The 26,579-nt window shown below is 27.1% G+C and carries 25 protein-coding genes and 3 tRNA genes; 19 read left to right on the top strand and 9 right to left on the bottom strand.

Annotation, left to right across the window (positions count from 1 at the left end; genetic code table 11):
- Positions 1-8 precede the first annotated feature (8 nt).
- The 3 genes from HNP67_RS01770 to HNP67_RS01760 are packed head-to-tail and all read left to right on the top strand — an operon-like array spanning position 9 to position 3,561.
- The gene (locus tag HNP67_RS01770) at positions 9-1,055 is read left to right on the top strand and encodes an NIF family HAD-type phosphatase (protein WP_184124389.1); all 1,047 of its coding nucleotides are present in this window, start codon (positions 9-11) and stop codon (positions 1,053-1,055) included.
- Positions 1,052-2,200 (top strand): two-component system sensor histidine kinase NtrB, encoded by a 1,149-nt coding sequence (locus tag HNP67_RS01765; protein WP_184124387.1) that lies wholly within the window; start codon positions 1,052-1,054, stop codon positions 2,198-2,200. The genes HNP67_RS01770 and HNP67_RS01765 overlap by 4 nt, the downstream gene beginning before the upstream one ends.
- A gap of 2 nt (positions 2,201-2,202) precedes the next feature.
- Positions 2,203-3,561, top strand: a complete 1,359-nt coding sequence (locus tag HNP67_RS01760; RefSeq protein ID WP_184124385.1) for a sigma-54-dependent transcriptional regulator — start codon at positions 2,203-2,205, stop codon at positions 3,559-3,561.
- Positions 3,562-3,807: 246 nt separating this feature from the next.
- Here the strand turns inward: HNP67_RS01760 and HNP67_RS01755 are convergent, their stop codons facing one another.
- Positions 3,808-4,695 carry a LysM peptidoglycan-binding domain-containing M23 family metallopeptidase gene (locus HNP67_RS01755; RefSeq protein WP_184124383.1) on the bottom strand — a complete coding sequence of 296 codons (888 nt, stop codon included), beginning with the start codon at positions 4,693-4,695 and terminating at the stop codon, positions 3,808-3,810.
- 113 nt (positions 4,696-4,808) lie between these two features.
- Between HNP67_RS01755 and HNP67_RS01750 the strand changes: the two genes are divergently transcribed.
- Complete coding sequence (locus HNP67_RS01750; protein ID WP_184124381.1) at positions 4,809-5,138, top strand: nucleoside triphosphate pyrophosphohydrolase family protein; 330 nt, start codon at positions 4,809-4,811, stop codon at positions 5,136-5,138.
- 38 nt (positions 5,139-5,176) lie between these two features.
- Complete coding sequence (locus HNP67_RS01745; protein WP_184124379.1) at positions 5,177-6,034, top strand: DUF368 domain-containing protein; 858 nt, start codon at positions 5,177-5,179, stop codon at positions 6,032-6,034.
- Between the two features lie 12 nt (positions 6,035-6,046).
- On the opposite strand, the gene HNP67_RS01740 is transcribed toward HNP67_RS01745, so the two are convergent.
- The 3 genes from HNP67_RS01740 to HNP67_RS01730 all read right to left on the bottom strand — a co-directional run bounded on the left by HNP67_RS01740 (position 6,047) and on the right by HNP67_RS01730 (position 7,500).
- A tRNA-Leu gene (locus tag HNP67_RS01740) sits at positions 6,047-6,130 on the bottom strand.
- Between the two features lie 67 nt (positions 6,131-6,197).
- On the bottom strand, positions 6,198-6,857 hold the full coding sequence (locus HNP67_RS01735) for a hypothetical protein (protein ID WP_184124551.1): 660 nt from the start codon (positions 6,855-6,857) through the stop codon (positions 6,198-6,200).
- Positions 6,858-6,903: 46 nt separating this feature from the next.
- A complete protein-coding gene (locus HNP67_RS01730; protein WP_184124377.1) occupies positions 6,904-7,500 on the bottom strand; it encodes an ATP-dependent Clp protease proteolytic subunit in 597 nt (198 codons plus the stop codon).
- Positions 7,501-7,700: 200 nt separating this feature from the next.
- Between HNP67_RS01730 and HNP67_RS01725 the strand changes: the two genes are divergently transcribed.
- The 6 genes from HNP67_RS01725 to HNP67_RS01700 all read left to right on the top strand — a co-directional run bounded on the left by HNP67_RS01725 (position 7,701) and on the right by HNP67_RS01700 (position 14,140).
- Entirely contained in the window at positions 7,701-8,768 is a 1,068-nt protein-coding gene (locus HNP67_RS01725) for an NAD(P)/FAD-dependent oxidoreductase (RefSeq protein WP_184124375.1), read from the top strand.
- 191 nt (positions 8,769-8,959) lie between these two features.
- On the top strand, positions 8,960-9,919 hold the full coding sequence (locus HNP67_RS01720) for a ribonuclease Z (protein ID WP_184124373.1): 960 nt from the start codon (positions 8,960-8,962) through the stop codon (positions 9,917-9,919).
- Positions 9,920-9,927: 8 nt separating this feature from the next.
- Positions 9,928-10,857: an ABC transporter ATP-binding protein gene (locus HNP67_RS01715; RefSeq protein ID WP_184124371.1), complete on the top strand. Its 930-nt coding sequence runs from the start codon at positions 9,928-9,930 to the stop codon at positions 10,855-10,857.
- A 2-nt stretch (positions 10,858-10,859) separates the two neighbouring features.
- Positions 10,860-11,594 carry an ABC transporter permease gene (locus HNP67_RS01710; RefSeq protein ID WP_184124550.1) on the top strand — a complete coding sequence of 245 codons (735 nt, stop codon included), beginning with the start codon at positions 10,860-10,862 and terminating at the stop codon, positions 11,592-11,594.
- A gap of 4 nt (positions 11,595-11,598) precedes the next feature.
- Entirely contained in the window at positions 11,599-13,107 is a 1,509-nt protein-coding gene (locus HNP67_RS01705; protein ID WP_184124369.1) for a GldG family protein, read from the top strand.
- 19 nt (positions 13,108-13,126) lie between these two features.
- Complete coding sequence (locus HNP67_RS01700) at positions 13,127-14,140, top strand: DUF4340 domain-containing protein (protein WP_184124367.1); 1,014 nt, start codon at positions 13,127-13,129, stop codon at positions 14,138-14,140.
- A 196-nt stretch (positions 14,141-14,336) separates the two neighbouring features.
- On the opposite strand, the gene HNP67_RS01695 is transcribed toward HNP67_RS01700, so the two are convergent.
- Positions 14,337-15,470: a hypothetical protein gene (locus tag HNP67_RS01695; RefSeq protein WP_184124365.1), complete on the bottom strand. Its 1,134-nt coding sequence runs from the start codon at positions 15,468-15,470 to the stop codon at positions 14,337-14,339.
- Positions 15,471-15,566: 96 nt separating this feature from the next.
- Here HNP67_RS01695 and HNP67_RS01690 point away from each other — a divergent pair, with 96 nt between their 5' ends.
- The 3 genes from HNP67_RS01690 to HNP67_RS01680 are packed head-to-tail and all read left to right on the top strand — an operon-like array spanning position 15,567 to position 17,872.
- Complete coding sequence (locus HNP67_RS01690) at positions 15,567-16,025, top strand: septum formation initiator family protein (RefSeq protein WP_184124363.1); 459 nt, start codon at positions 15,567-15,569, stop codon at positions 16,023-16,025.
- Between the two features lie 6 nt (positions 16,026-16,031).
- On the top strand, positions 16,032-17,012 hold the full coding sequence (locus tag HNP67_RS01685; RefSeq protein WP_184124361.1) for an ABC transporter permease subunit: 981 nt from the start codon (positions 16,032-16,034) through the stop codon (positions 17,010-17,012).
- Positions 17,012-17,872, top strand: coding sequence for an ABC transporter permease subunit (locus HNP67_RS01680; protein ID WP_184124360.1), 861 nt, complete (start codon positions 17,012-17,014; stop codon positions 17,870-17,872). Before HNP67_RS01685 ends, HNP67_RS01680 begins: the two co-directional genes overlap by 1 nt.
- Before the next feature lie 8 nt (positions 17,873-17,880).
- On the opposite strand, the gene HNP67_RS01675 is transcribed toward HNP67_RS01680, so the two are convergent.
- Positions 17,881-18,516 carry an endonuclease III domain-containing protein gene (locus tag HNP67_RS01675; RefSeq protein ID WP_184124359.1) on the bottom strand — a complete coding sequence of 212 codons (636 nt, stop codon included), beginning with the start codon at positions 18,514-18,516 and terminating at the stop codon, positions 17,881-17,883.
- A gap of 102 nt (positions 18,517-18,618) precedes the next feature.
- Between HNP67_RS01675 and HNP67_RS01670 the strand changes: the two genes are divergently transcribed.
- Positions 18,619-18,692: transfer RNA gene (locus HNP67_RS01670), tRNA-Arg, on the top strand.
- A 7-nt stretch (positions 18,693-18,699) separates the two neighbouring features.
- A tRNA-Pro gene (locus HNP67_RS01665) sits at positions 18,700-18,772 on the top strand.
- Between the two features lie 83 nt (positions 18,773-18,855).
- On the opposite strand, the gene HNP67_RS01660 is transcribed toward HNP67_RS01665, so the two are convergent.
- The 3 genes from HNP67_RS01660 to HNP67_RS01650 all read right to left on the bottom strand — a co-directional run bounded on the left by HNP67_RS01660 (position 18,856) and on the right by HNP67_RS01650 (position 24,408).
- Positions 18,856-20,940 carry a P83/100 family protein gene (locus HNP67_RS01660; RefSeq protein WP_184124357.1) on the bottom strand — a complete coding sequence of 695 codons (2,085 nt, stop codon included), beginning with the start codon at positions 20,938-20,940 and terminating at the stop codon, positions 18,856-18,858.
- A 103-nt stretch (positions 20,941-21,043) separates the two neighbouring features.
- Positions 21,044-22,741, bottom strand: coding sequence for a PQQ-like beta-propeller repeat protein (locus HNP67_RS01655; protein ID WP_184124355.1), 1,698 nt, complete (start codon positions 22,739-22,741; stop codon positions 21,044-21,046).
- Between the two features lie 35 nt (positions 22,742-22,776).
- Entirely contained in the window at positions 22,777-24,408 is a 1,632-nt protein-coding gene (locus tag HNP67_RS01650; protein WP_184124353.1) for an ABC-F family ATP-binding cassette domain-containing protein, read from the bottom strand.
- 143 nt (positions 24,409-24,551) lie between these two features.
- On the opposite strand from HNP67_RS01650, the gene groES reads away from it, so the two are divergent.
- The 3 genes from groES (at position 24,552) to HNP67_RS01635 (ending at position 26,495) form a co-directional block, all read left to right on the top strand.
- Positions 24,552-24,824 (top strand): co-chaperone GroES, encoded by a 273-nt coding sequence (gene groES / locus HNP67_RS01645; RefSeq protein WP_184124351.1) that lies wholly within the window; start codon positions 24,552-24,554, stop codon positions 24,822-24,824.
- Positions 24,825-25,140: 316 nt separating this feature from the next.
- Positions 25,141-25,818, top strand: coding sequence for a tRNA (5-methylaminomethyl-2-thiouridine)(34)-methyltransferase MnmC2 (mnmC2, locus tag HNP67_RS01640; RefSeq protein ID WP_184124349.1), 678 nt, complete (start codon positions 25,141-25,143; stop codon positions 25,816-25,818).
- 80 nt (positions 25,819-25,898) lie between these two features.
- Positions 25,899-26,495, top strand: coding sequence for a hypothetical protein (locus tag HNP67_RS01635; RefSeq protein ID WP_184124347.1), 597 nt, complete (start codon positions 25,899-25,901; stop codon positions 26,493-26,495).
- Positions 26,496-26,579 lie beyond the last annotated feature (84 nt).

Below are 26,579 nucleotides of genomic sequence, written 5' to 3'. Positions count from 1 at the left end.
AACCAAAAATGACAATGCTTCCAAAAATTGCCAAAGACATAATAAACGCATATGATCAAAAAATATTGCCAAATGCAATTCTTTTACTAGGAGAAAAATTTTCATCAAAAAAAGTCAGCGCCATTGAGATTGCAAAAAAAATATTAAACGGAAAAAACTTAACAAATCCCAATTTGCTCATTTTCTCAAATATCGATACAGTAGAAGCAAAAGCACATCTTTCTACAAATTCACACCAAATATCAAATAAATACTTAGAATACATTAAAACTGTAATTTTTACCAAATGTTATTTCAGTAATGAAAAAAATTTGAAAAAAATAGAGAAAAATATCAACTATATTAATTCTGTTTATTATGAAAAAAAATACAATGAAAACATAAAAAATGAGCTTATAAAAAATATAGAAAATATAAACAAAGAAATAAATCATACTATTACTGTTCATGATGTAAAAAAAATTCAAACTTGGATTTTTTCTGAAAAAGAAAAATCAAAGGTAATATACATAAACGAAATCGAAAATTTATCATTCAACGTGCACAATTCACTTTTAAAAATACTAGAAGAGCCCCCTTCAAATATTTACTTTATCTTAACAGCAAGAAATAAAAACAAAATACCAAAAACAATACTTTCAAGACTTAGAGTCTACAATTTTTCAAAACCAGAAAGAAGCCTAGAAATTCAAAGATTCAAGGAAAGCTTTCTAATAAATAAAGATATAACAATTGAAGAGTATTTCGCCTCATTTTACAAAGAAGAAAGCAAAAAAATAAAAAAAGAATTGATAAAAATTCTAAATATAATAAAAGAAAAAAAATCCATATTTAATCTTGAAGAAAGCGAATTTATAAAAGATGATCAAAGCTTTAAACTATTTTTAAACGAACTTACAATTAACATTAGAAAAGATTTTTTAGAAAACAAGATAAACATAAATCAATATCTCAAATATACACAACATTTGAAAAATATTTACAAATATCGCCCTTATAATCAAAATAAAAAATTAATAATAGAAAACTTGATGCTAAATTATGAGGAGATATGAATAATTTTTTTAAAAAAGCTTTAACAAAACTCAACAAATTATCTAATGAGCAAAAAACTAAATTTATTGAACAAATTTACAAAAAAATAGAAATATATGACGGAATATTTGCATCAATTAATGAAGGAATCATTGTGCTTGACAAACAAAACAATATAATCTACTCAAACAAGATTTTATACCAAATTTTAACTTTAACATCTAAATCAAAAATAGAAATTCTTGATGATATTCAAATTCCAATCTTAATAAATTTAATAAAAGAACTAGTTAGAACAGAAGATAAAATAATAGGATTAGAAGTTCCAATCTCAAACAGCATATATATTAAAATTTCATTTATGCCTTATGTAAAAGAAAAAAAACTTGAAGGCAACATTATCTTAATCGAAGACATTAAAGAGAAAAAAAAGAAAGAGGAGCTGTTTAGAAGAGTTGAGGCTTTAGCCTCTTTTACAAGACATGCAAGAAATATTGCCCATGAAATCAAAAACCCACTTGGAGCAATCGATATAAATTTACAACTGCTAAAAAAAGAAATTGAAAAAGAAAAAATAAAAAATAGCAAAGCTGAAAATTATTTTAAAGTAATAAAAGAAGAAATAAACAGAGTAGATAAAATAGTAACAGAATTTTTATTAACCGTAAGGCCAATAAAAATCAACTTACAAGAAAAAGATATTAAACAAGTAATAAGCAGTGTATGTGAATTGTTAAATCCTGGATTAGAAAACAAAAACATAAAACTATTGCTTAATTTAAACAAAATAAGCAACATTCTCATTGATGAGAAACTGTTAAAACAAGTTATTATAAACATAGTTAAAAATGCAGAAGAAGCACTCCTTGAAACAAAAAAAGAAATAAAAAAAATAGAAATTTTTCTTTTTGAAAAAGACAATAAAATACATATAAACATAAAAGATAATGGAAATGGAATAAAAGATGAAGTAAAAGAGGAAATATTTAAACCTCAATTCAGCACAAAAGAAAAAGGAAGTGGAATAGGCCTTACTATTTCTTATAAAATAATAAAAGAGCTTGGAGGTGAAATTTTTGTGGAAAGCAAAGAAGGCAATGGCGCTATTTTTACAATTACACTTCCTAAACTAAATAAAAAAAATATTTTAATTGAAGGGTATTGAAAATGAGCAAAATACTTGTAGCTGATGATGAAAAGAATATTAGAGAAGGAATTGCTACTTATCTTGAGGATGAAGGATATTTTGTTTTCACTGCTAGTGATGGAGAAGAAGCTCTTGAAACAATTGAAAATGAAAATCTTGATGTAATAATATCTGACCTGAGAATGCCTCAGATATCTGGAGAAAAATTGCTCAAAATAGTTAAAGAAAAAAACTTAGGAATACCTTTTATTATTCTAACTGCCCACGGAACAGTTGATTCTGCCGTAGATGCCATGAGAGAAGGTGCTTACGATTTTTTAACAAAACCCTTAGATCTTGAAAGGCTTTTGCTAATAATAAAAAGATCGTTAAATAAAAAAGAAAATAACGATAATGAAAATGCCAATTTAGAAAATATTCTAATAAGAAAAGACCTAAAATACTATGAAAAAATCATGGGAAAATCACTATTAATGCAAAAAATTTTTGAACTTGTAATAAAAATAGCAAAATCAAATGCATCTATTCTTATAACGGGCGAAAGCGGTGTTGGTAAAGAAATAATAGCAGATGCTATTTTTGATCTTTCAAATAGAAATGACAAACCATTTATAAAAGTAAATTGCGCCGCACTTTCTGAAAGCATCCTTGAAAGCGAACTTTTCGGCCATGAAAAAGGAGCATTCACTGGAGCAATTTCCCAAAAAAAAGGCAGATTTGAACTTGCAAACAAAGGCACAATTTTCCTTGATGAGATAGCAGAAATTTCGCCTGAAATTCAAGTTAAACTTTTAAGAGTGCTACAAAACAAAACCTTTGAACGTGTTGGAGGAGAAACTACAATTAAAGTTGATATCAGGCTTCTGGCTGCAACAAACAAAAACATTGAAGAAGAAATTAAAAAGGAAAAATTTAGAGAAGATTTATTTTATAGATTAAATATTATTAATATAAACATACCCCCTTTAAGAGAGAGGAAAGATGATATATCCTATTTAACAAACATACTAATAAAAGATGTTGCAAAAGAAAACAATAGAGAAGAAAAAACTCTTTCTAAAGATGCAATGAAAGCTCTATATTATTACGATTGGCCAGGAAATATTAGAGAATTAAAAAATGTACTTGAAAGCGCATTAATATTATCAAAAGGCAAACAAATCACTAAAGAAGATTTGCCAGTAAAAATCAAAAATAATGAAAATCTTATATTTAAAATAACATTACCAATAGGAATTAGTCTAAAAGAAGCTGAAAAAGAAATAATAAAACAAACGCTTTTTCATTCTAAAAACAACAAGAGCAAGTGCGCCGAAATACTAAAAATAGGAAGAAAAACTTTACACAATAAAATAATCGAATATCACATTGATCAATAAGATTTATTTCAAATTATTAAATTATAATCAATACAAAAAAATAACATTGCTTTAAATTAAATGTATAGTTTTGAAACCAAAAAATTTTTTAATGTCAATAATTATATTAAAATGAAACACTTTCTTTTAAAATCTTGATGCAAAAGTGTAAAAATATTTTTATCAAACAAATAATTATACACCATTATTTATTAATAATAAATACAATTTGATAATATCATATATTTAGCTGGCTTGCAACTAGCCTTACTTTAAAAACTTTAAGGGGTTAATGGGAATATTTTTTTTTAATATTTCAAAGTGTAAATGGGGCCCTGTTGAACGCCCCGTTTGCCCCACTCTTCCAAGAAATTCACCCGATTTAACAAAATCCCCTATCCTTACAGAATATGAATTTAAATGCCCATAAAGAGATTTAATATTATTTTTATGACCAACTACAACAAAATTACCATAAAGATCATTGTATCCAACTTCAATGACTATTCCAGAAGAAGAAGAATACACTTCTGTATTCATTGGAGCTGCAAGATCTATTCCCGTATGAAAACTTTTATTGCCAGTGAAAGGATCATTTCTAAATCCAAAATCAGAACTAACAATAAATTTTTTCAAAGGAAAAATAAAGTTGGAATTTAAGAAAAAAAGTAACTCCGTGCCTGAAAAAAGTCCAAAATCTGGATTCTTGACAAAATCAAAAAAATAAAATTCATAAACTCTCTCATTCCTTTTAATTTTTACCTTTTCAGCTTTAGTAAGATCTCTTGTTGCTAAAAGTAAATTATTAAACCTATAATCTTTACTATCAAAAACAAAAACTCCTTTTTTGCTAGGAATAAGAATCTCTTGTCCAACACTCACAACAGGAGAATCTAATAAATTAACAGTAGCAATGCCAGACTGCCATCCATTTATTTTATTGGCAATTTTAAAAAAAGTATCTCCTTTTTTAACTTTATACAAATAAAAAAATAAAGGAATATGCTGTTTTTTGTTATATTTTAAAACTTTAATTTTAAGATCAGCAAAAATAGGATCTTTTCTTGAAAAATTTTTTATTTCTGGATAAGAAAAAACACAAATTATTTTAAAAAAAAAGAAACCTACTTTAAATAACAAAAAAATTTTACTCATTCATACTGCAAATTCTTTTAAGCTTAATTAATCAAAAATAATAAAAAACATAAAAAATTAAATCCTGTTTAGACTTGCAAATAATAATAAACTGTAATAAACTTTTTCTCAACATGGAGCTAAACGAATACCAAGAAAAAGCAAAAAAAACTGCTAAATACAAAAATAAAAAAGAAGAATTAATTTTAACAACACTTGGCCTTGCTGGTGAAACTGGAGAAGTTGTTGAAAAAATAAAAAAATTGGGAAGAGACAAAAATTACATTATTGATGATGAGTATTTAACGTCAATTAAAAAAGAGCTTGGGGACGTATTATGGTACTTGTCAAGTTTAAGCAATAATTTGGGCATTACGCTTGAAGATGTTGCCCTTACAAACCTAAAAAAAATACAAAAACGACATGAAAATGGAACAATAAACGGCGAAGGCGATGATAGATAAGACATTTAAATTAAAAATATTAAAAGCCTAAAATAAAAATGCTTAATATTTATGTCAAAGGAATCTTACTTGGAATTGCAAACATAATTCCAGGAGTTTCTGGGGGAACGCTGGCTTTAATATTAAAAATTTATTACAAAATAATAGACTCTATCTCGGAAATCTTAAAGCTCACAGAAATTAAAAAAAATTTAATGTTTTTAACTATTTTGGCAACAGGAATGCTAACCTCAATATTATTAACTGCAAAAATATTTAAAGTTTATGCTTTTGACAATGGAATAATAGAAGCACTGCTAATAACATTTTTCATAGGATTAGCATTTGGAAATATACTAACACTAAAAACAGAAATATCTATAAAAGAAATAAATAGTAATACAAAAATATTAAATAATTTATTGTTTTTTATTGGCATGAGTATTATTATATTCTTCTTAATAATCAAAGAATCTAATATACAATTGCAAAGTACAATACCTAAAGACAAAAACTCAATAAAATATTACTTATTATTGATATCTTCCGGAACAATAAGCGGAGCATCGATGATCTTGCCGGGAATCTCGGGATCTGCAATGCTTTTGCTACTTGGCTTTTATAAAGAAATAATACTTATTATATCTGAATTTAACATTACCCTTATTGCAATATTTGCAACAGCTGTAACAATAGGAATAATTACAGCAATATTAATAATAAAGAGAATAATAGATAATAACTTAAATAATTTTATTCATTTATCAAAAGGCTTAATTTTTGGATCAATTCTACAAATGATATTAATTGTATTGAAATTGAACTTTAAAATCAGCTTTACAACTTTTACATCTTTAGGAATATCATTTATACTGGGAATCTTTATAAACAAAAAATTAGCTGAGAAATATCAATAAAAAATTTAAAAATACCGAAGACCGGACTTGAACCGGTACGGAGCTTCCTCCTCAGGATTTTAAGTCCTGTGTGTCTACCAATTCCACCACTTCGGCATAGAATAATATGATAAATAATAATATATTGCAATGTCAAGTTAAATAAGAAAATAAATATAAAAACTCAATTGATAACTATTTTTTGAGGAAAATTCTCAATAGCATAATTGCTATGCAAATAATCTGCAATTACAAACATAAATGAATATAAAGAAACCTTAGCAAAAAAATTAGAAAAAACTCTAAAATCAATTTTATTTGCTAACATTGAAATGCTGTTTGAATCATTTACTAAACTAAAAAATCCATTTTTGATCAATAAATCAAAAATAACAAATTCAGATCTATCCAAAATAAACATTAATTTATCTATTTGGGCTTTTAAATATAAAATTTGCTCATTAATTTGCAAACTAACAGGATTTTTAATAAAATCTTTGCTTAAATTATAAATAACAATACCATAGTGGTTACTCTTAAATTTAAAATCCACAAGCAATCCTAATTTTAAATCACAAAAGCCTTGCATTACACTTAAAACCTTAATATTTATTTGGCGCTTAGAAAGAATACTAACAGAAAGCCCATTCCCTTGATCAATAAAATAAGCATTCTTAAAAGATCCAAATAAAACTCTATTATTGATTAAATCAAGCACATTTTTATTCTCAAGGTTTTTAATAATTATTAAATCAAAACTTTGATTTAAAATATTATAAGCAGAATTTAGTAAGCCTTGAAAAGAGTTATCATTTAAATTAAAATTTGCAACCTTAAGCTCCAAAACACTAAAATCTGTACCCACAAAATTGCAAGAAAAAAATAAAACACTAAGAAGAAATAAACTCTTCAAGTTGGCATTTTGTCTCAACAACTTCAAATACAAGTCCATACTTTTTTGCAGCGCCACTGTCTAACCAAAAATCTCTATCAGTATCCTTTTCTATTTTAGAAATTTTTTGACCTGTTTCTTTTGAAATAATATTATTAAGCTCTTTTTTAACTTTATTTAACTCATTAGTATAAATCTCAATATCTGTAGCAACTCCCTTAAATCCACTCAAAGGTTGGTGCAATAAATACCTTGCAAAAGGCAATGAAAATCTATTTTCTAATTTTGCAGCCAAAAAAATTAAAGCAGCAGCACTAGCTACAAGCCCCACTCCAACTGTAAAAACTTTAGGCTTAACAAAACGAATCATATTAAAAATAGCAAATCCAGCATCAATATCGCCTCCTTCTGAATCAATGTACACAAATATGGGCTTTTTAAAATCTAAAGCCTCTAGCAATAATATTTTTTCCTGGAAAAGTCTAGAAACATCCTTGGTAATCTCGCCAGCAATAACTATTGATCTACTCTTTAAAACCAATTTCAATGATTTATCATGAAAAACACAAGCATCATTATCTTCTTTTCCGGTCATAAAACATCCCTTATATAAAAACATAATGATATATTATAATTTAAAATAAAAGGTTTTTAAATGATAAAAAAGCATAAAATTTAAACAATTACACTTAATTTCTGAAAAGAAAAAGACTAATAAATCTTTAATTAAACTTCATCAAAGTCAAAAAATACTTTAAATTTTACAAATAAGTTAAATTTAAAAAGGAGTTTATAATGTATCATGAATTTGCAGTTATTGGGGGAGGAATAGCAGGAAGCACTGCTACTTATGAACTGCTTAAAAGAAATAAAAAAGTAATTCTTTTTGACGATGAAGATGCAAAAGCAACAATAGTAGCAGGCGGACTTATTAATCCTATTATGGGTAGAAAAATGAACATTGCCTGGAAAGAACCACATATTTTTGAATTTGCAAAAAATTACTATCAAGAAATTGAAAAAACCATTAAATCCAACTTTTTTATAGAAAAAAATATCTTTAGACCCTTTACTACTGAAAATCAAAAAAATGAACTGATTGATAAACTTAAAAATGATAAAAACATGACAAACTTTATTTTAAAAATACAAGATGGGAAAATTTATAATTTCTCAAACGACTCTAATGGCGGAATGATAATAAAAGGCGCCAGGATTAATACAAAAATCTATATAAAAAATATTAAAAAATATTTAATCAAAAAAAAATCATATATAAACAAAAATATAGATGAAAATCAAATTAAACTTGGAGAAAGTTTTTTCAAAATAGAAGATTTCAAATTTGAAAAATTAATATTTGCAAAAGGATATAAAGAAAAACTCAAAGGATTTTTTTCTTATCTCCCATTTGAACCTGCAAAAGGCGAAATCATTATATTAGAATGCAACAAATTAAATTTTAAAGAAGTTTACAATAGACATGTATCTTTAATTCACTTAAAAGGTAATAAATTTTACCTTGGAGGCACTTACGAATGGAACACTTGGAATACGCTTACAAATGAATGGGCAAAATTAGAATTATTGGAAAAATTTAAAAAAATAACAAATCTAAAATGCAAAGTTATTAGTCAAAAAGCCCACATAAGACCTTCAACCCTTGACAGAGAGCCTTTCTTAGGAGAACACCCCAAGTATAAAAATATCTTCATATTAAATGGTTTTGGAACAAGAGGTATATCAATGGCACCATACCTATCTAATTTATTAATTAATAATATTGAAAAAATTGACAAAATTCCAAATCATTATAATATTAAAAGATATGAAAAATACCATAATATTTTGGATCATTCTTAAAATCAAAATTTTCAAATCTATGCTGAGGAGAGATTCTATCTCTTAATATTTCTAAATTCAAGAAAAAATAATATAATGTTTAAGTTAATCTAAAATAATTCTTATCCAAAGAGAAACTAGAAAGTGAGGCAAAATTTAACAAACCAATTAAAATTAATTAATACTTTCAAAACAAACCAGGAGAATAATCTTTGGGATTTAATATTAATATTATAGGAACTGGAGGAACAAGACCACTCCATAATAGATATTTGTCGTCCATACTAATCGAATACAATGGAGATAATTTTTTATTCGATTGTGGAGAAGGAACTCAAATGTCTTTAAGAAAACAAAAAATATCTTGGCAAAAAATAAAAATAATTTGTATTACGCATTTGCATGCTGATCACATCACAGGACTACTCGGAATAGTGATGCTCATGTCACAAAGTGGAGAAACAAGAAAAGACCCATTAATAATTGCTGGGCCTGTTGGAATAAAAAACTATACAAAAGCCAATATAAATATGCTTAAAATATATAAAAACTATGAAATAATTTATAAAGAAATAATCATAGATAAAACCGACAAAATAATATATGAAGATAAAACAAAAAAAATTGAATACACCAAACTAAAACATTCAATAGAATGTGTTGGATATTTATTCATAGAAAAAGATAAACCCGGCAAATTCAATACAGAAAAAGCAGAAGAATTAAATATTCCTAAAGGGCCTATTAGAAAAGCCCTACAAGATGGAAAAGAAATATTGGTAAACGGAAAAATTATAAAGCCCTCAGAAATACTTGGAAAATCTAAAAAAGGACTAAAAGTTGCATACCTTACAGATACTGGTTATTTTAAAGAACTCATACAGCAAATCAAAAATTTTAATCTTGTAATAATTGAGAGCACATTTAAAAATGAGCTAAAAAAGGAAGCAGATAAAAAACTTCACCTAACAGCTGGTGGAGCTGCAAATATTGTCAAGCAAGCAAAAGTTTTACAAACAGGACTTATTCATTTTAGCGAAAGATATACATTAAGAAAAGATCTTGAAAACTTACTAAAGGAGGCAAAATTGGAATATCCAAACGGAGAAATTTTTTTAACAAGAGATGGGATGAGACTTGAAGCAAATAAAAATAACTTTATTATTAAATAGGAGGGTATATGATAAATGTAGAAAAAGTTACTAAAATGTATGGGCCATTTACAGCACTATTTAATGTTAGCTTTAAGGTTGAAGAAGGCGAAGTACTTGGCATACTTGGCCCAAACGGAGCCGGAAAGTCCACATTAATCAAAATCTTAACATCATTTCATTATCCAAGCAAAGGTAATGTGAAAATTTTTGGGAAAGACATTGTAGAGCACTCAAAAGAAATACTACAACACATAGGATATGTTCCTGAAAAACTAGCTCTTTATCCAGAGCTTTCTGTTAAAGAATATTTAAAGTTCATATCAGAAATAAAAGGCGTTAAAAAATTAAAAAAAGAAATTGACAGAGTAATAAGCATATTCAAATTAAAAGAAGTTGAAGATAAGCTGATTTCTCAACTCTCAAAAGGATTTAGACAAAGAGTAGGAATAGCTGGCGCTTTAATAAACAACCCTAAGCTTATAATACTTGATGAGCCAACAAATGGTCTTGATCCAAATCAAATAATTGAATTTAAAGAATTTTTAAGAGAGCTTGCAAAAGAAAGTACAATATTATTCTCTTCACACATACTAAGCGAAGTAGAATCTATTTGCAAAAGAATAATTATTGTCAACAACGGAGTAATTGTTGCTGATGACACAAAAGAAAATATTATTAAAAATAAACTTAAAGAGATTGAAATAGAATTAATAGTTTTTAAAAAATCTGAAAATGAAAAAAAAATTTTCAATAGCAAAAATGATATTTTTACATTAATAAAGCTTGAAGAACAAGAAAAAGACTTAAATATTTCATTAAAATTATCTCAAGGAAAAACAGAAGAAGACCTCTTTAGTTACATAGTAAAAAATAATATAATCTTAAAAGCAATGATCCCAAAACATGAAAGCCTTGAAAAGATATTTAGCAAATTAACCAAGGAGAAAGAAAAATGAAAATAGAAATAGATTTAAAGCAATCTTTATCGCTTTCTAAAAAAGAACTAAAAATATTATTTGGAACTCCAACTGCATACGTTGTGATGCTATTTTTTTTAATATTCATAAACTTTTCATTTATTTTTTTATCAGGATTTTTTATTAAAGACAATGCATCTCTTACCTCTTATTTCTCTTCAATGCCTATTATTTTAATGTTGGTGCTGCCAGCACTTAGCATGGGGGTATTTTCAGAAGAACACAAAACAGGAAGCATTGAACTTCTTTATGCTCTACCGCTAAGCCCTCAAGAGATAGTTTTGGGTAAATTTATTACGCTTAAAATATTTACCTTAATATTATTCTCACTTACCCTACCTCTTACAATAATGACAATTTTCATGGGTGAATTTGATCTTGGAATAATATTGCTTCAATATCTAGGAATAATTCTTTACTCTCTTTCAGTGCTAAGCATGGGAACATTTATATCATCTATTACAAAAAGTCAAATAGTCTCTTACATTCTAACCGTATTTACACTGATATTAATACTATTTTCTGGAAAATTGGTTATGATCTTTGGAAAAGAAAATATAATAGGAGAAATGCTCAATTTTGTTTCAATAACTAATCACTTTAGCTATTTTAATATGGGCATATTAAACTTATCAGACTTTATTTATTTTATTACATTCACAATCACATTTCTAATACTAAGCACACACAGCATAACACTAAAAAAATGGAGATAAATTTATGAAAAATAAAGAAAATGAAGTTTTAAACCTAACACTGAACCTTACAATAATCTTTTTGATTTTCTGTAATATATCTATTTTCATTTTCAAAATAGACTTTACAAAACACAAAGCTTTTACAATATCTAAAGTTACAAAAAATTTATTCTCAAGTGCAAATGAAACAATATATATAACATATTACAATTCAGGAAGCCTTGAAAACTATTTTGCTTTTCCAAGCCAAATAAAAAATTTTTTAATAAGTTTTTCTGATGCTTCAAAGGGCAAGGTAATTTATAAAGAACTTGATGCTGATAAAATTTCAACGCCATTAGAACATATTGGCATTCCTTCTCAGCAAATCGACTTAAGAGACATTAATCAGCTCTCAATACTTAAAATATACTCAGGAATTGAAATTATTTACGAGGGCAAAAGAGAAGTAATACCGGTTGTAACAGAAATTAGCAATTTAGAATATGATCTTGCAAATGGACTTGACAAGCTAATAAACAATACAAAAAAAGTTTTAGGACTTGCTTTTGGAGACAGTACTTTAAAAGAAGCACACAAAAACTTTTCCGAAATAATGAAAAAAGCATTTGGAATTGAAATAAAAGAAATAGATTTAAAAACTGAAAAATTAGAAGACATTAGAAAAGATATAAATGGATTATTCATTATTGGTGCTAAAGAAATTGATGACGAGATTGTAAAAAAAATTGACAATTTTATTGTTAATGATGGAAAAATATTTGTTGCAACAAGCTCAATTGACTACAATCCTCAAAATCCATACGGCATAACTCCTATTAAATCCAGCCTATTTGATCTATTTGAAAGTTATGGTATAAAATACAACGATAATATTATTCTTGATAAAAGAGCGCCCACAATCTTTTTGGGTGGCAATTTCCAAACTTACTATCCATGGATTTTAATAGACAAAAGCAATATTGTAAAAAAAGACATGCCATTACTTAAAAATTTTTATACTGCCACAATTCCTTGGAGCAGCTCACTAGAACTTATAAAAAAAGACGAAGCCGAAGTGAAATTTTTACCTCTATTTGCAAGCTCCAAACAATCATGGCAAGTTAAAGAACCTAATCTTTCAAACATATCTTTGAATGCATTTGAAATTCCAAATAAATTTGAAGAGAATAAAATTAAAATACTAGGATATGCAATTGAAGGAAAAATTAAAAGTCCTTATAAAGATCAATATTCCAAAAATTCTAAAATAATCCTAACAGGATCAAGCATGATATTTAGTGATTATATGTACAATGGTTCTCCATCAAACTTTGAACTATCAGGAAGAATTTCAGATTATTTAATGCAAAAGGAAGAATTTTTTAATATTAAATCCAGAGAAGTACGAGCTAAATTAAAATTTGCAAGCTCTTCAAACGAAATGATCAATGCAAAGTTTTCATTAATAATTGTTAACTTAATTATTCTTCCAACAATAATATTAATATTTGGACTTATTAGATTTACCAGAAAAAGAAAAGCAAATTAATAAGAACAAAGGAGTGTTTATGATAAAACCAAAAATATTCTCAATCAATAAAGAAAAAATAAAAATATTGATAATAGTAGTGTTAACATCTACATTCTTATTGGGAATAATTTTTTCAAATGAAAATAAAGTAGCAAGGATCCTGGAAGAAAAATTTTTTGATTTTGACTTTAATTCAATTTCTAAAATTGAAACAGAACTCGAAGGAACACTAACAAAACTTGGCATAGATTGGATACTAACATATAATAAACAAAATATTCCTGTTGACAATAAAAAAGTTAACTCTCTAATTAAAGCATTAGATGAGCTTCAAAAAAACAAACTTGTAAGTAGGGATCAAAAAAAACACAAAGAACTGGGGATTGGAGAAAACCCAAGTTTTAAATTATTTGACAATAATAACAAACTGTTAACAGAAATTTTTGTTGGAAAATCAGGAGAAGGCGATTCAAGACTGGCATACATTAAAGGTAGTAACGAAAATGTTTACTTAACAAAAAACATTTTCTTATCATATAAAGGAAATTCTTACAATACATTTTCAGATACTACATTATTTCAAGAAAAAAATACAAAATTAGAAAATTTATCATTCAAAATAATAAGAAAATTAAACAAAGAAAATGAAAATAATATAAACAATAACTATGAAATTACCACTAAAGATGGCCTTTATTTTTTAAATAACCAAAAAATGATAAAGGAAAGACCTTTAAATATTATTGCTGAATTTAAAGCCGATGGACTTGAAATTGATAAATCTAAAATAGATGATTATAATCTTCAATACAAGATTGAGGTCAAATGGAGCAACAAAAGTGTCAATAATATTGAAGTTTATTTTAATAAAAACGAAGAAAATGACAAAGACATATTAATCAAAAAAGATAAAGATGATTATTACTACATGACTAGCAAATGGACTTTTTTTGATGTATTCGACTTAGAAAAAAAAATATTAGAAAAAGATAATATTTCTAGCAATGATGATCAAGAAGATCATCACGAACATCACAATAATACAGATTAATCTTGCTATATATAAAAATAAATATAATCAAAATGTAACCTTGACAAAAACAACATTTTATCAAAAGATAAGATGTTGTTTGACTTTACTGATAATATCTTTTAAATTAAGCTCAATGGGTTAAAACAAAAACGTCAAGCTATCAAAAATTAATTTAAGAATTTTTATAAAAAATAGAATTTAAATGAATGGATTTTTAACCCTTAGTAAGTAAAAATTTAACTTTTTTTAAAACTTCATACTCTTGTTTAATTTTAAAAATATTTCTATTAGGATTTAACTCAAGCTCACTTTCTACTCTATCAATAAAATTTATTAATATCGCTTTTTCATCGCTACTTAACACAACATTGCTTAAAGATTCTTGCGCATTAAATTTGCTCACAACCTTTTCAACATCATTAAAATTAAAATTAGAAGAATCCTTAGTTATGTTTTGAGAGTTGGACTTCTCATAATTCGCAAAATCATTGCTTTGACCTTGATCTGCCTCATCTCTTAAATTATCATACAAATTTTTCTCTTCATCATTAGAAAAAGAATCCTCGGCAACCTTAGAATCTAGGTCCTCTTTTAAAATATTTTCAAAGTCATCAAATTCTTTTAGCTCAAAACGTTCGCCAGAGCTCTCAAGAATCGCACAGTTGCCACCATTCTCATGCTCAATGCTTTTTTCATTCTCATTAATCAAATCTAAACGTTGTTTATTATCTACAAAACTTTCCAATTTTTCACTGTGATCGTTATTATTATTTAACGTCATATTTCCTGTGGACACATTATCACTGCCAACATCAATATCTTCTTTTTTAAAGATATTATTAGACAAATTATCAGCCACATGAAAACCACTAGTCAAGCTTAAATCTTTATCTCTATTAAATTTAACATCCTGCTGAACTTCTTCATTTTCTTTTGGGGCATAATTGATACCCTCAAGAAGCGCGTCTAATTCCTCTTGACCAATAGAAATATTTGGCAAATTATCTTCTTTTTTTGAAAAGAAGTCATCTGTCTCAGATGACTTCTTTTCAAAAGCCTTCGAATCATTAGAAATAAAATCTCTTTTAACAAGCTTAAGACTATTATCAAGCATTTCTTTTTCAACTCTCTCAACACGAAGCTCAACGTCCTTTAAACAATTAATCAACTCGCCATGCCTCTCTTTTAATATATTATCGAGTTTTAACAGCTTTTCATCTAAAAAAGTTTTAAGATTATCTGAAGTTGTAGAAACAATATCAACAGACTCACCTCTTAAAAATACCTTTTCAATATCAAAATTAACTTCCTTGGGACCTTCCTTGATAAAAAAAACACTTTCCTTCATGCCAAACTTGCTCTCCAAAACTACTAATAGAACTACTATCTAACCAACTTTAACTACTTGTAAATATAGTATATTAAGAATATAATTACAAGCTATATGACCATTTATAAAAAAATTGCAATGTCTTTTTACTCAGGGATACTAAGCTACTTTATAATAGCCCCCATATTTGGGGAGAGAGGATTTGTTAATTATCAAAAATTGGATAACAACTTGATATTAATAAAAAATCACATCGAAAAACTAAAAGAAATTCAAAAAGAATTAAAAGCAAGATATATTAACCTACAAGTATCTAAATCAGAAATTCTAAAAGAAGCTAAAAAATTGGGCTACTACCCAAAAAACTCAACAGTAATAAAAACCAATAACAATAAAGATCAATATAATCAAGGACAAATATTAACCTTACAAAAACCCCTTTCTAAGAATCAAAATTTTTACCTTATATCAATAGCAATAGGTTTAATTTATTATTTTTTATCAAGCTGCATTATTCAAACCAAAAAAAATATTAAAAGCAACAAACTTGCTTCCAACAACTATAGGGATTAGTCTTTATTGAAAATATTTATTTTTAAAAATACAATATATTTATTAATTAATTTAATTTGTGCATCATTTTTTTGTATATCATTAGTAAATTTTTTTTCAAATGAACAACAGTATAATCCTTTTGTTAAAACAAATGTCCTAAAAAATTACTTACAATATATTGGAATATATAAAAGTATAGAAAGATACACCCTGATACATAACCTTAATCCTAAATCAAAATTAGAAAAAGATTGCTTTTTAAAGCATATAGCTGGCAATTCATATATAATATACAAAACAAAAAATCAAGGAATTCTGTGGGGTGATAATCGATACTCTTTGCTGAGCAAAGGAAAGCCAACTACTAAAGTAATTTTTCAAAAAATATTCAATACTTTAAAAGTCTCAATTCCAGGAGCCCTGCTCTCTTATATTGCAGCAATAGTCCTTATTATAATTTGGAAAATTTACATAAAAAACAACCTAATAAATAATATTTTAGAATATTTAATGCTATTACTCCACTCTATGCCAATAAACTTAACAGTATTTTTAATATTGTCTTTAGTATATTACCTTAATTTAAATCCAAAAAATTTAATAATAGGTGGATTTGCATGGTTTTTTTCATTCTTCATATTTAATTCTGTAATTTTTAAACAATCTCTTGACAAAACTTTATCAGAATTTTACATAAAAGCTGCTAAATCAAGAGGAATAAATAAATTGCAAATAATCTTAAAACATGCATTAATTCCATCAATAACACCGCTGCTCACGAACATGAGACCTATTCTTACAACCGCTTTTTTTGGAGCATCAATGATTGAATCAATGTTTGAAATTGATGGAGTTGGGGCCTTATATTTAAATGCTTTGAAATTCAACGATTATGCTATTTCTAAAGATTTAATTTTTATTGGAGTTTTCATTATGCTTATTCCAAATATAATAACAGATATACTGATTTACAAAATCAACCCATATAAGGACGCTCTAAGCTAATGAAACCAGATACAATAATAAAAAAAATTTATATTGTACTCTTTAAAATATTTATTGTATTCTTAATTATTACTCCGTCACTGGTTAATGAAAATTCAAAAATTGCAATCTATAAAAAAGATCCAAATAAGATTTATTTAAAATCTATTAAAAATGTACCTATGCCACCCACAAAAGACAACCCACTAGGAACTGACAAAATGGGAAGAGATATTATGGCAAGACTAATAATTGCAACCAGAAACTCTATTCTACTTTCACTAAGCTACGCAACAATTTCTGCAATAATTGGAATCTTTATTGGAACAATAATTGGCATGTTTAGTTTTGAAATTTGCATGCTAATTTCAAAACCAATCGAAACATTGCAAACATTACCCTTTTTTTACATTGTGTCTTTGGTTTTTTATTACTTTTTAAAACAAAAAACTTACAATATGCTTCAAACAGCAACACTATTGGCACTGATTCATGGATGGATTAGATTTGCTTTTATTGCAAGAAACAATACATTAATAATAAAAAATTTAGATTATGTTAAAGCCAGTGAAGCTATGGGAGCAAGCAAAATTAGAATAATATTATATCATATTTTTCCAGAAGTATTCTCATCAATATCATCTATCATCCCATTACAAATGGGAAGAAGTCTTACTACTTTTGAAGTAGTAAGCTTTTTACAAAAACAAGATAAAAATCTATATCCCAGTCTTGGAGAACTACTAAACTATATGCAAATGGGCCATAAATATCTATGGATATGGATCAATCCTTTAATAATATTAATAGGTATAAACATAATACTAGCAATGATAAATTTTAAGCTCAGAAAAAAAATGAAACATTTAATATCATCTTAAATAAAAAATTAACAAACTCTTGGAGCAAATTTTTCTAAAAAACAATTATCACAACTTACATTTCTAGAAGTACAAATTTCTCTTGCATGCTTATTGATAGCCATAGAAAATCTATACTGCTTACAAGGCTTTATTCTTCTTTTTAGATCCAACTCAATCTTAATAGGAGAATTTTCCAAAGAAAGAGAATGTCTTTTAACAACTCTGCTAAAATGAGTATCTACAATAATTGCGGGCTTATTATAAACAGATCCAAGAATAACATTTGCTGTTTTTCGACCTACTCCAGGTAGCTTAACAAGATCAAAAATATTATTTGGAATAACGCCATTAAATTTTTCCAAAATATCAATAGAGCAATTTATAATATTTTTAGCTTTTCTTGAATAAAAACCGGTCTTATAAATTAATTTTTCAACATCTCTTACATTTGCCCTTGATAAACTTTCAAAATTCTCGTACCTTTCAAAAAGATGTGGAGAAATTTTATTCACCAAATTATCTGTTGTTCTTGCACTTAAAATAACCATTATTAAAAGTTCATAAGTGTTTTTGTAATTTAAAAAAGGTTTAACATCAGGATATCTAAACAAAGTTTCATCAACAATCAAATCAAGATTAATCATAAAAAAATTATAAAACATTATAAACACAAAACAAAAATAAAAAATATACAAAGTAAAGGTATCTAGACTTTATTGACAAGGATTTTTCAAAATGATATACTCATCAATAGAATTTAAAACGCACCAATAGCTCAATTGGATAGAGCAACAGACTTCTAATCTGTAGGTTTTAGGTTCGAGTCCTAATTGGTGCGCTTTATTCGGGATGTGGCCTAGTGGCTAAGGCACCTGCTTTGGGAGCAGGGGATCGTGAGTTCGAATCCCACCATCCCGAAAAAATGTTAAAGAAGCTAAAAACTTTTGTTTTTAGCTTCTTTAGTTTTTAACAATTTACACAAATTTAATAAAACTGTAAAGTTATTTAACTTTCTTTAAAGTATTTAAATCTAAAACAACTAGATTTTTAAACTCATCTTGCAAATAAATAAAATTTTTTCTCACAGAAAAGCTAGTAAAAGGCAAAATTTTATTCTCTGAAAGAATAAACTCATCCAAATTTTCAGGAGAAAATTTGGCCAATCTCCAAGCATTGCTATCATTCTTGTCCCTAACAGCTACTAAAATCATTTTAGAGTCAACATAAAGAGATGAATTTTTATTAATCTCAAAATTAGACTCTGATACCACTTTCAAATTTTCAAGCTTATTAAGTATCTGAAGCTTAGCTTTTCCTGAATCCATTTTAATAACGACCAAATCTTTTTCGCGCTCATAAATTCCATACCGCTGAATGCCTTGCTGAGTGCTTTCTTTAAGCCTAACACCAGTGTTTAAATCAATAAGCTGAAGAGTTCCTAAATTTGTAATAGGATCTATAACCTCTAAAAATACAGGAATGCTGGAATCTATAGACATAGTAGTCAAATCTTTATTCAAAGAAATAGCTTGATCTTTAACTTGAGGCTCATTCTTTTGCAAATTAACATCTTTATTATCTGCTTCCTCTTTTGAATCAATGTCATCATAAGAAAGCTTATTTAACAGTGATGATTCGCCAACCTCATTATTGTTAGACTTAGAAATCTCATCTAATTTTTCAACCTCAGAAACAGGTTTAAATTCTTTTTTACTATCCAATTTTTCATCTTTGGGTAATTTTTGATCTTCGGGTAACATAAGGTTTTTATCATTATTCAAATCGCCTAAACTTGCCCGTGATTTACCTTTGGGTATTTCTTCTTCCTTGACTTTACTCTTTTCTTTACCAGAAGCTTTGGTTAATTCTAGATCAAGATCTAATGCTTTATCATCTTTGCTTTTTAAAAGCTCTTGGTCACTTTTTTTGATTTCAATTTGCTTTTCAATTTCTTTTTTTTGATTTTCATCACTAGCTTCTTTAAGCTGCTCTTGCAAATCTTCTAGACTCTCTTTTATTTGCAGTTGCTTATCAACTTTAGGAGAACTTACATCACCAGGTTTTGGCAAATTCCTTTCCTTGTTAATCTCGTTAATATCCTCTTGAATTTTCTCTCTAACAGTATCTCTTTGAACATCTAAATTATCTTCAGCAGAATCTAATTTTTGCTGAGCTTTATCAAGATTGATCACCTTTTTATCTAGTTCTTCCTTTTGTTTCTTTTTAGCATCAACCTGACTTTCAATCTCTTTTTTATGCTCTTCATCTGTAGCTTTTTCAAGCTGATCCCTTAAATTTTCAATAGTTTCTGTTATATTGGAATCACTTTCATGGATATTGTCTAATTCAGTATCAATTTTATCTTGATCTGCCTTATGAGTTTCGCCTTGAATATCTGTAATATCTCTTGCAAAGTTAACGCCTGCTTCATTTTCACTCAAAAGAGCCGCTACCACCTTATCTGTAACCAAACTGTCAATATCAATATCAGATTCAATATTTCCAGACAAAATGTCCTTTTTAAGAGGAATAAATATTTGTGTCTTTCCAGCCCACTGACTGTAAACCCTAGAAAGACCTGCATTTTCTTTGGTTAAAGACTTCAAAGCAGCCTCAATATAAAACCCTTTATAATAATCCAAATCTCCTCTATAAACAGCATTATATATTGTAATAACTTTAGCAATTAATTCTGCACTAGACCTGTCATAATCAAAAGACTTTATTAAATACCCTGTAAGAATTCTTCTTAAATTCAATATACTGTCAAGCTCTGATTTGCTGCTAATAGAAAAAACATCAACACTTGCTTTTTTATCTTGATCATCAATAAATCTATTAATAAAATACTTACCATAATAACTTGAATTACTATTAGAATTGGTCAACGGTCTTGCTAAAAACTCTCCAATACCCACTATTTGTTCATATGTATTTGTAGAATCATAAGGACCTTTATAATTTACAAACTCAAGATCCATATTAACGAAGTCCTTTAATTTTTTCCTATCAACTTCCCTTGCATTAAGGGAAAATCCATTCAAAAAAATAAGAAAAAAACTAAAGATTAGTAACATTTTTTTCATAAAAGAAATTCTCCTATATTTAATTATAATCTACCTTGCCAACTAAATTCACCAATTTAAACCTAATTTTAACACAATCGGATTTATATGCAAAACAGCTAATTTAATCTTGAATATTTGAAATATCTTGAATGCTTGAAATAATTTCATTAATATACTTGTTAATATTTTCAGAAAAATTTTGCCTCCTCATAAACATTAATAACTTTATATACTTATGCTTACAAAGGCTAAGAAGTTTGGCTGTTGAATTTAAAATTATATTTCTCAAATTTAAAATCACAGAATAAGCTATTTCTAAATTGCCTTGATAATTTAACACTATATTTTGGATGTAATTATATATAATACAATCTTGCCCATAATAACTTTCAAATTTAGTAATAGTTTGCACTATGGTAATTATATTATTAATATCTCTCTCTCTAATTGCCAAATTAATAAAACTCTTAATTGAAGCCTCATCATTAACATATAAAAAATATCTATAAAGCTTGCCTCTTGAAGCAATTCTATCAAATCTCTTTTCTGACAAAAGCCATACATTAAAAGCTTTTTCATATAAATTTAAATATTTTGTGGGAAAATTTCCATGTTCAGCTACAAGAAAATCCAAAATCTCTAAAAATTTATTATAAGCATCATCACTATAATTAGAATTAAGGATCTCTTCAAGAAGTAAATAATTTTTATCATAATCTATAAAACGTTTTTCTTTTAAATCTATTCTGCCTTGATTATATTTATTGCCTTCAAAATGGTTCCAAACACTAACATCAAGCTCTTTCTCATATTCGTAATAATAAGTACTAAGAACCCAATCACCTCCCCCTAAGACAATAATGCCTGAATTAGCACTAAGTCCTGACAAGCCCTTAAGTTTAGTATCTGAAAAAGATACATCAAAATCTTCTTCAAAAGACAAAATTCCATTTGATTTGGTTGAAATTAAAAGATTTCTATTATTATAAAGAACAGCTTTCTCAATCTCAAATTTCGTTTTTTTTTTGAATTTAAGCTTAAAGTTTCTATTCAAATCAAAAAACACACCAACACTTGAAATTGCAACATATTCACCATTAAACTTTTCAAACAAAAAATTAATGGGAAAGTCTAACTTAATAGAGCCAACAACTTCCCCAAAATCTCTCCCATAAGCAACAATATGGCCTGACTTATGCCCAACAACTATCTCTTTTTTTGTATTTATCATTAACAAAAAAGGGAAAGCAACCAACCTGGAAAACCATTTCTTATTACCCAAAGAATCAAACAAAAATATTTCATCATTTTCACTTGCAACACAAAAATCCCCATTATCAAAAACTACAGGAGAAGTAGCAGGCCTACCACCTATGTTAACCTCAAACATTTTTTTCCCACTATTTAAATCAATAGAAACAACCTTTTCATTAACAAGGGGAACTAAAATGCTAACATTTCCTATAGCAGGAGCACTCAAAGGGGAAAAATCAAGCTTATGCTTCCAAACTAGCTTTCCTCTTCTGATCTTTTGAACCTCATTTCTAACTGTAATAACATAATACCCATTATCAAAATCTTTCAAAAGATAAGAATATGGCATTCTATTTAGCCTATAAGAATATTTTTTCTCAAATGACATTGTATAAGTGGTCAACCATCTATCTTTTGTTAAAACCGTAATAGTATCACGTTTTTCATCAATAATTGGATTGCCTGCAACTTTACCAGTTAATGCTTTTTGAAAATATAAATTAATGCCAGAATAAAGCCTTGAAAAAGAAGCCAAAAACACAAATATAAAAAATAGACCTCTCAAAATAAAAAACCTTTTGCATTTTTAAAAAACTACTACTAAAGCCTAAAACCAGCATTATTACCATAAAGATCATTTCTCAGATCCCTAATCTTAGCATCATCAACATACTCAGAAAAAGTCATATATCGATCAATTATTCCGCTTGGAGTAAACTCAATAATTCTGTTAGCAACAGTATCTATAAATTGATGGTCATGTGATGTAAAAAGAATAACTCCTTTAAACTCTTTAAGCCCGGCATTTAAAGATGTAATTGCTTCAAGATCTAAATGATTTGTAGGCTGGTCCAGTATTAAAACATTAGCCCCGCTAAGCATAGCCTTAGCAAGCATGCATCTTACTTTTTCTCCTCCTGAGAGAACATTTACCTTCTTTAAAGCCTCATCTTGACTGAAAAGCATTCGACCTAAAAATCCTCTAATATAAGTTTCATCTTGTTCTTTTGAATACTGACGCAACCAATCAACCAAATTTAAATCTAAATCAAAGTATTTCCCATTATCTTTATTAAAATATGAAAAATTAACAGTAGATCCCCATTCATAATGACCTTTATAATTTCTATCTTCATTTGTAATAATATCAAACAAAAAAGTTGCAAACATAGGATTTCCCAAAAAAACAATCTTTTGCTGGGGTTCAATAATAATGCTAAATTTATTTAAAATTAAATTCCCCTCAAATTCTTTTATTAAATTTTTAATTGTAAGAACATTCTTGCCAAGCTCTCTTTCGCTTTTGAAATTAACATAAGGAAACTTCCTTGAAGAAGGTTTTAAATCTTCAACCCTTATTTTTTCAATTAACTTTTTCCTTGATGTTGCTTGCCTAGACTTAGATGCATTACTAGAAAATCTTTGAATAAATGTCTTAAGTTCAGCAATTTTATCTTCAGATCGCTTTTTAGCATCTTTTAGTTGCTTATTTAAAATCTGACTTGTTTCATACCAAAAATCATAATTTCCAAGATATACTTGAATCTTTCCATAATCAATGTCAACAATATGAGTACAAACTTGATTTAAAAAATGTCTATCGTGAGATACAACAATAACCGTATTTTCAAAATTAATTAAAAACTCCTCTAGCCATTTAACAGATTGTAAATCAAGGTTATTGGTAGGCTCATCAAGAAGCAATATATCAGGATCACCAAAAAGCGCTTGAGCTAACAGAACTCTAACTTTCAAAGCCCCTTCAACATCCCCCATTAAATTATCATGAATTGACTCATCTATTCCAAGACCTTTAAGAAGAACTGCTGCATCCGATTCGGCCTCGTATCCTCCAAGCTCTGAAAATTCTGCTTCAAGCTCCCCTGCTCTAATCCCATCCTCATCAGTAAAATCAAGTTTACTGTAAATTTCATCTTTTTCTTTTTGAACAGAATAAAGTCTTTTGTGACCCATAATAACAGTATCGATAACCTTATATGCATCATAAGCAAATTGATCTTGCTCAAGAGCTGCTACTCTTTGATTTTTAGGGATAGATATTTCGCCCTTACTGGCTTCAATCGTTCCCCCTAATACTTTTAAAAAAGTGCTTTTTCCTGCTCCATTAGCACCAATTATTCCATAACAATTTCCAGAAGAAAATTTAATATTTACATCTTTAAATAAAACTCTCTCCCCAAATGCAACTTCTAAATTACTTACAGTTATCAAACCATCACCCTGCCTAAAATTGATATTCTAATAACAAAATTATCTTGAAAATTAATTTAATTTTCAAGCACCATATAAATATATTGACTCAACTCTCAATTTTTTCGTATATTTAATATTATTAACATAAGGAGATGTTTGAAATGAAAAATATTAAACCGTTAGCTGATAGAGTTTTAATAAAAATCAAAGAAGCTGAGAGTAAAACAATCTCAGGACTTTACATACCAGAGAATGCAAAAGAAAAAACAAATATTGGAACAGTTGTAGCTGTTGGTTCTAACAAAGAAGAGATCACTGTAAAAATTGGTGATACTGTGCTTTATGAAAAGTATGCAGGAGCTGCTGTAAAAATCGAGAATAAAGAACATTTAATACTAAAAGCAAAAGAAATAGTTGCAATAATAGAAGAGTAAAAAGCTAAGTTTAGCTACTTAGCTTTAATTTTTATTTTATAAAATAATTTTATAAAAATTATTGAAAAATAAGGTTCGAGTTTTAGTATGAATAAGAAAAGCTACAACAACTTAAAGAGAAAGTAAAAGTGACAGAAAGTTTTCTATTTTTAAAAGAAGAATTACTAAAATTTGCAAATATTTATAAGTCAATTTTTTTAAAATTGCAATATTTAATAAAAATTACAAATTTATACATAAAAACTTATTATTCTGATCAATCAAATTAAAAATTTCAAGCTTACAAAATTTTGTAAGCTTGAAAAAATGAAATTAAATGAAAAAGCCAATTTTTAAAGAAAAAACCATATATTCAAGCAAATTCGATGACATCTATTACAATCCAAAGTATGGAATTGAGGAGAGTTTTTATACATTTATTAAAGGCTGCAATCTAGATTTAGAATTAAAAACAAAAAAAAAGCTTTTAATAGCAGAATTGGGATTTGGAACAGGATTAAACTTTATATGTCTTTTAAAATTCATAAAAGAAAACAACATAACATCAAAAATTAATTATTATTCTATAGAAAAATTTCCACTCGAAAAAAGAACAATAACGCAAATTTCAAAGTTCTTTGCTAAAGAAACTGCTTATTTTAAGTTAATGTTAAAAAATTATTCTAAAATTCCAAAAAAAAATTTAAAACTAAAAATAACAGAAAACGTTAATTTAAAAATTTTAATTGGAGACGCTAAAATAAAAATCAAAGAAATTCCAAAAAATGTAGAATACTGGTTTTTAGATGGATTTAATCCTAAAAAGAATCCTGCAATGTGGAACAACGAAATCTTCAATTTAATTTCTGAGAAAAGCAGTCCAGAATGCAAGCTTTCAACATTTTCCTCTGCAAGAATTGTAAAAGATGGCTTAAAACTTGCTAATTTCAAATATATTTACATAGAAAAAGGATTTGGCAATAAAAGACATATGATAAAAGCTCAAAAAATTTAAAAAATTACTTTTAATAAAAGCCGATAAAAATCATTTCAAACAAATATGATATACTATCAAATGACATAAGGAGAATTTTAATGAAAAGAATAATATTTGTTATAGTCTTAATCTTTTTAATATCTAATAATTATGTTTTTGCAAAAGACACAATCAAAGACTTGTTCTTTATACAAGATATACTAATAAAAAAAGAAAAATATTCCGAAGTTCTAAATAATGCAAGCCTTGAGGGCATTATTGAAATTGAACATAACGGACCATATATTAAAGATCACGATTCAGAAGTTAAGCTTATCCTAAAAGAAAATGGATATAGAAGGAATTTCAGCTTTTTCAATCTTTTGAATACTAGTAATATAATTAAAAGTCTAAGCTTATTTGATAGCAAACCAAAAAATATTAAAGAAAATGAAATCATATTATTAGAGACAAAAATGATCAAAGAAAATCCCTATAAACGATACAAAGACGACGATGATTTTGAATTAAAGCTAAGCGCAACTCGAAAAAGCAATCAAATTTATTTAATTCTTGATTTCGATTTTATCTTCGACCAAAAAAAAACTTTTCCATCAATTTACATTAAAGAAGAAGATGTACCAACAATAATAAACAGTTTCATGAAACTACAAGATTCAAACTTCCTATCTTCTCAAATATTAAATGATAATTAAAGATTCAAAATGCTATTTCTAATAGCATTTTGCTGAAAAGTTAATCATAGCCAATTTTCACTACATAATAATTTTCAACTTTTT

Origin of the sequence: Borreliella californiensis (assembly GCF_014205885.1) — a bacterium.
In the GTDB taxonomy this organism is placed as follows: domain Bacteria; phylum Spirochaetota; class Spirochaetia; order Borreliales; family Borreliaceae; genus Borreliella; species Borreliella californiensis.
Note: the sequence above shows the minus strand (reverse complement) of the source record. Positions and strands in the feature narration are given on the sequence as shown.